The following is a 6,177-nucleotide window of genomic DNA, read 5'->3' as shown; positions in this document are numbered from 1 at the left end:
GCAAACGGGATCATCGGAAGCAACCAAGGAGCCAACATCAAGATTACCATCAAGAACATGTCGTCCCCTTTGACGTTACCGAACAATCGGAAGCTCAAAGAGATGATACGTGAGATATGAGAAACAATCTCGATCGGGAACATCAACCATGCTAACCACCATACAGGACCCATAAAGTGTTTGAAGTAGCTGATGATACCGTTACGGCGGATACCTTCAAAGTTATAGTACACGAAAACAACCAATGCCAATGCAAGGGTGAAATCCAAAAATGCACTCGGTGCTTCAAAACCGGGAATAACTCCGATAATGTTTGCGATACCGACGAAAAGACCGATCGTTGCAACGAGTGGAAGATAACGGCGAGCTTCCGCTTTACCCATAACATCCGCACCCATAGCAAGAACGCCGCTAAGATAAGCTTCCATAACGTTTTGTGTCCCTGATGGAACAAGACGAAGATTTGACGTAGCCAATTTCGCGATAATCAACACGATTGCTGCTGTAAGCAACATGTGTGTGAGGAAAATGAAGCTATGATCGTGGCTATAAAGGCCAAAGAAGGTAAACAACTCACCCATAGGTAGCGTCCTTTGCAATAGAAATATTAACGGGATTTTACCGTAACCCAGATTAAATTCCTATAAACCCATATAACGTACTTCCCTATTTGCGCTTATATTATCATCATCAATCTATTTTTGAAGCACTCGACAAGCAGTATGTATGAGGAAAAAAGAGGCATATTTTGTGAAGACCCCAGATGAACTGGGGGAAAGAAATTTATTTAGGGCCAAATGTCGTAAAAATGTACTCTGCCATTTTTTCATCGGAAATTTTACCTTCACGATCTTCAATGACTTTCAAATTTTTACGCATTACCGAGTGATACGATTGACTATCAAAATCTTTGCTTCTTAGATCCATCAACTTACGATAAACCTCATCTTGAGTATAGACATTGAGCGGAGGACCGTAAATATTGCTTTTTTCTTGAGAAGATGTACCTTGCGCCGTTGCTTCTTCGACCGTTGTTCCCGCTTGTTCTTTAAGCTTCGGAACTCCGTTTGCCTTAATCCCGTGACAGTTGGCACATCGCTCTTTATATATATTTCCCATTTTATTTGCCGTTTTAGCAGCATACACATTCGTCATCAATAATGACGCAAGCCCGATCATAAGTAAACCCCGTGTTTTCATCAACAGCTCCTTAATCGATATAGTTAATAATAACACTTTAGATTTAAAAAAGTCTTATAATTTCTATAAACTCAGGTGACGTAATTCTCTCTTGGCGGTAGTAATATCATTCTCAATCGCCTGTTTCAAAGAATCAAGGGAATCGAATTTCTCATTTTTACGCAAAAACTTTACAAAACTGATCGATGCTCTCTCACAACTCTCAATCGTTTCACCTAGTATATGACTCTCGATCGCATAACTTCCATCCGTAGTGACACGATGCCCTACAAAAACGACAGAGGGGTGAAAATGTTCCTCATCATCGATACGTGTCAATGCAGCATAGACCCCTTCATACGGAAGAAGAAAACCCGGACATTCGAGATTAATCGTAGGAACGAGATCGGTTTTCCCAATCCCCTGCCCTTTAATCACCGAACCTTTTACGCAATAATTATGTCCTAAAAAGCGGTTGGCTCCGGTGATATCTCCGATTTGGATTTTGGTTCGTATTTTATGTGAATGAACGGAATCGTTATCAATGCTTACTTGATCCACAACTTTGACTTCGCCTGAAAATAATTCACCTAAATTACTATGCGAATAACGGCGGTTTTTTCCAAAGTGGAAATCGTATCCAACAACGATTTTATTCAAATGGGGAAAACGCTCTTTGAGCATAGCAACGAATTCTGCCCCTTCCAAATGACGAATATCATCAAGGGAATAATAAACAATCGGATAGTGACTATAGTGTTCTCGCTCACTTCCGGGTGTTAGGTTGGCGTATCCCGTCTCAATAACGACAATCGCCCCTTTTTCCCCTAGCTGTTCAAACAACTGCTGATGCCCGATGTGCATCCCGTCAAATCCGCCGATGGCAATGGAATCAACCTTTGACAAAGCCATAGCATGTCTCCTGATTTCCCTCTTTTCCAGCTATATGGGCAACCTCTTTAGCGACCAGTTTCCATCCCATCAGTGCACACGCATCTTCGAGACGGATCATCGCTTTACCGATCGCCTTGTCGTCTTTGACGACGCCGTTTTTATCCCGTTTCACTTCACGTCCCACTTGAAACTGCGGTTTAAACAAAAGAACAATGTATTTAGAAGCAAGTTTATCGATCGATTCGAGTATCAGTTCCAGTGGTATAAAAGCAACATCACACGTGACGATCTCGTAAGGGATTTCAGCGCTGAAAACTCGAATATCGGTATTTTCATGAACACTGACACGCGGCTCACTGCGCAAACTCGGATGAAGCTGATCGCTTCCGACATCCACACACGTGACACTCGCAACACTGTTTTCCAAAAGAACTTGGGTAAATCCACCCGTAGAGGAACCGATATCAAGGGCGCGAAGTCCGCGTAAGTTCCACTCGGTATAGGGGAGGAATCCTTTGAGCTTAATGGCGGCACGACTGACGTAGAGTTCCGTATCGGCAATGGTAACGCTCATCCCCTCCGCTACATCGAAGGAAACTTTATCGATAATCTTGCCATCAACACTCACGGCATGCTCTTTAATCAATTGTTGCGCTTTGTTTCGGCTCTCAACGAGTCCATTTTCTACCAAATAACTATCAAGTCTCATAGTGTTCCATTATCTTTTAATTCGTTATCGTGACATAACTTTGTTTAGGATACCATTGCGCGAATGTTTTCAGGTAAGGATTTTTTATGCAATCAGTTCATGTGGTAGTCATCGGAGGAGGATACGGCGGCATTCGTGCAATCGAACATTTAGCCAATAACACACATATTACGATCACCCTTATCGATAAAAATCCTTACCATTATATGCAGGCTGAAGTCTATGATTTCATCGCCAACAAAGTAGATATGTCCCACGTGATGATCGATCTTCCCTCCCTCTGCAAAAGTTTCGGGTTGGTCCAATTTATCTGTGACGAAGTGAGCGGCATCGATCCTCTCTCCTCTACCGTTTCAACAGCGACACAAAGTATCCGATACGATTATCTCATTATCGCCACCGGAAGCCGAACCTATTTTCCCGATTTCATCAAAGGGCTTCGCCAACATTCCCACGGAGTCAAAAGTATCCCCTCCGCACTCGATTTCAAACAGCAGTTTGAACGCTCCCTCCTTAACCGTATCGAAGCACAAAGTCGCGGGTGTGAAGTAAAACCTTTTAATATCGTGATCGGAGGAGCAGGGCTTTCCGGAGTAGAGATCGCCGCAGAGATGGCGGCATACGCCAATAGTTTTTATCAAAACGGAAATTTCGGGTGCCGAGGGGTAGATGTCTACCTCATCGATGCGTATGAGAGTATCCTCTTTGGGATGGACCCGTTTTTGATTGAGAGTGCGTATGAGCGCCTTATCAAACTGGGTGTTCACGTCTGGCACAACAACCGTATCAGCGAAGTACGTGCCAACCAAATTCTCCTCGATAACGGCAAAATACTGGATTTCGAATTTATGATTTTCACAGGGGGTATTGCCGCATCGACCCTCACCCAATATTTGGGCTTTGAAACGAACGCTAAAGGGCATTTGATCGTCGATGAAAACCTCAATATCCCAACCCATGAAAACATCTATGCCATCGGAGACATTACGCAGGCAATCACCGATGAGGGGAAATTTATCCCTCCGACCGCTCAGCTTGCCGAACGTGGAGGTGAGAGCGTTGCTCGAAATATTATTCTCTCACTAAGGGGAAAAAGCAAACAACCGTTTCGGTTTAAAAATCAAGGGGTGATGATTGCGCTGGGCGGTGAATACGGAGCAGGCTTGCTCCCCGGAGGGATTAAAGTAAAAGGGTATATCGCCTATTTAATCAAAAAGGCTATTTTTCACCTTTACACTAGCCCCTTGCGTCGTCGAAGTGCTATCGGAAAGCGACGTTAAGGAGCGAAACTCGCTCTCAGTAAGTAAAGGAACTCCAAGTTCCACTGCTTTATCGTACTTACTCCCCGCATCTTCTCCGTACACCACATAATCGGTCTTTTTCGACACCGACGAGGCAACTTTCGCCCCCAACTCTTCCAACATCGCCTTAATACTATCGCGCGGCACCGACATCGATCCCGTGATCACGACGCTTTTCCCTTTAAACGGGTTTTCGTGAGCTTCCACTTTGATAGGGGCTACGGGATTTAAAAGTGTGCGCAAGGTTTCAATCTTCTCACTATTGACGCGGGAAAATTCGAGGATCGATTCGACCATCTCCCCTCCGAACCCCTCCAATGCCAAAATCTCTTCACGGCTCGCACGATCAAACGCCGTTCCGAATGCACCGCACAATGTTTTCGATGCGACTTCACCGATATGCTCGATCCCAAGAGCATTGATAAAACGCCAGCAATCGCACCCTTTGACCGCCGCTATCGCATCAATGAGATTACGGCTTTTTTTCTCTTTGAACCCTTCCAATGAAAGAAGCTGATCCATCGTGAGACCGAAGAGATCGCTGAGTTCCCGCACCATACCCGCACTGTGAAGCGCTTCGACGATTTTATCCCCTAACCCGTCGATATTGAGACATTGTTTGGAGGCAAAATAGATGATGGAGTTCACCACCCGCGCTTCGCACGAGAGGTTCTGACATTTAATGAGCGCCCCTTCATCGAGAAGTTCTGAATGACACACGGGGCAATGCTTCGGTCGGTGGATGATCTGCTCACTACCGTTACGCTCAGATGCGATCACCTTGACGATTTTCGGGATCACATCACCGCTTCGTAAAATAATGACTTTGTCCCCGAGTCGGATATCTTTGCGCTCGATCTCATCGAAATTATGAAGCGTCGAACGCTCTACCGTTACCCCCTCGATGTCCACCGGCTCGACGATGGCGACAGGGGTGACAACACCGCTACGCCCCACCTGCATGATTACCTCGCGCAAAGTTGTGAGTTTCTCGATAGCGGGGAATTTATACGCCGCCGCCCAACGGGGATTTTTAACCGTGTAGCCCAATTCATCCTGCACACGGATCGCATCGACCTTGATCACCATCCCATCGAGAAGCATCGCGAAATTATCCCGCTCAACGCGCATCTCATGGTAAAACGTCTCGATCTGATCCGCACTCTCACACAAATGGGTCATGTGGGGATTACGAAACCCAAGAGCATAGACCCACTCCATCCGCTCAGAGAGGTTTTTGATCTCCAACGTGTTGGCTCCGATACCGTAGGGCATAAAGACGAGACGTCGTGACGCGGTAATACGGGTATCAAGCTGACGAAGACTCCCCGCCGCCGCATTGCGCGGATTGGCAAAAAGAGACTCGCCGTTTCGGGAGCGTTCCAGATTGATCTTCTCAAAATCTTCTTTGAAGATCACCACTTCACCCCGAATCTCGATCCGCCCCGTATACTCGATGGTGAGGGGGATACTCTGAATCGTTTTGGCGTTTTGGGTCACCTCTTCCCCCTCGACACCATCGCCCCGTGTGATCGCCTGAGCGAGTACCCCGTTGTCATAGATCAGATTCAAACTCGCCCCGTCAAACTTCGGCTCACAGTAAAAACGGACATCGCCGTATCCTTTTACGATGCGGTTTACCCACGTCTCCAACTCCTCGCGGTTAAAGAGGTCTTCGAGGCTCCACATACGGCTGAGATGCTGGGCCTTGTCAAATTTATCCTGAGGCACGTCACCGACCCGCTGTGTCGGCGAATCGGGGATGATCTCATCGGTGTGTTCTGCCTCATACGCCACGACCTGATGGTAAAGGATGTCGTACTCTTCATCGGTCGTGATCGGATCGTCGAGGACGTAATAGTGGTAGGAGTATTTTTGGAGCTGTTTTACGGCGGTTTGGTATTCGGTTTGGGTCATTAAGCTTCTCGTCTTTTAATCGGCAATGTAAATTTTTTTATGATTTTACGCAAAACTAGATAAATAAAAAGAGGATGTCCTTTTCTGTTTAGCCAGAAAAGTACACAAAAGAGCATACCGCGATCCAAGAACGCTCGTTCCTCCCGGCACTACTGCCTCCGGAGCGGCTCTAGGTGA

General features: G+C 46.1%; 6 protein-coding genes. 1 reads left to right on the top strand and 5 read right to left on the bottom strand.

The window, feature by feature from the left end:
• The 4 genes from A3G19_RS07705 to A3G19_RS07690 form a co-directional block, all read right to left on the bottom strand.
• The coding region (locus A3G19_RS07705) for a F0F1 ATP synthase subunit A (protein ID WP_294871745.1) at positions 1-581 on the bottom strand (581 nt) is incomplete at its 3' end.
• Between the two features lie 202 nt (positions 582-783).
• On the bottom strand, positions 784-1,200 hold the full coding sequence (locus A3G19_RS07700) for a c-type cytochrome (RefSeq protein WP_294871742.1): 417 nt from the start codon (positions 1,198-1,200) through the stop codon (positions 784-786).
• 63 nt (positions 1,201-1,263) lie between these two features.
• A complete protein-coding gene (locus tag A3G19_RS07695; protein WP_294871739.1) occupies positions 1,264-2,091 on the bottom strand; it encodes a bifunctional riboflavin kinase/FAD synthetase in 828 nt (275 codons plus the stop codon).
• Positions 2,072-2,782, bottom strand: coding sequence for a TlyA family RNA methyltransferase (locus tag A3G19_RS07690; RefSeq protein WP_294871736.1), 711 nt, complete (start codon positions 2,780-2,782; stop codon positions 2,072-2,074). Before A3G19_RS07690 ends, A3G19_RS07695 begins: the two co-directional genes overlap by 20 nt.
• An 86-nt stretch (positions 2,783-2,868) precedes the next feature.
• Here A3G19_RS07690 and A3G19_RS07685 point away from each other — a divergent pair, with 86 nt between their 5' ends.
• On the top strand, positions 2,869-4,062 hold the full coding sequence (locus tag A3G19_RS07685) for an FAD-dependent oxidoreductase (protein WP_294871734.1): 1,194 nt from the start codon (positions 2,869-2,871) through the stop codon (positions 4,060-4,062).
• Here A3G19_RS07685 and ligA read toward each other — a convergent pair.
• The gene (gene ligA / locus A3G19_RS07680; protein WP_294871731.1) at positions 3,988-6,000 is read right to left on the bottom strand and encodes an NAD-dependent DNA ligase LigA; all 2,013 of its coding nucleotides are present in this window, start codon (positions 5,998-6,000) and stop codon (positions 3,988-3,990) included. The two genes, A3G19_RS07685 and ligA, sit on opposite strands and share 75 nt — an antisense overlap.
• Between the last annotated feature and the right edge of the window lie 177 nt (positions 6,001-6,177).

Source organism: Sulfuricurvum sp. RIFCSPLOWO2_12_FULL_43_24, from assembly GCF_001829605.1.
In the GTDB taxonomy this organism is placed as follows: domain Bacteria; phylum Campylobacterota; class Campylobacteria; order Campylobacterales; family Sulfurimonadaceae; genus Sulfuricurvum.
This window is presented reverse-complemented; position numbering and strand designations above follow the sequence as displayed.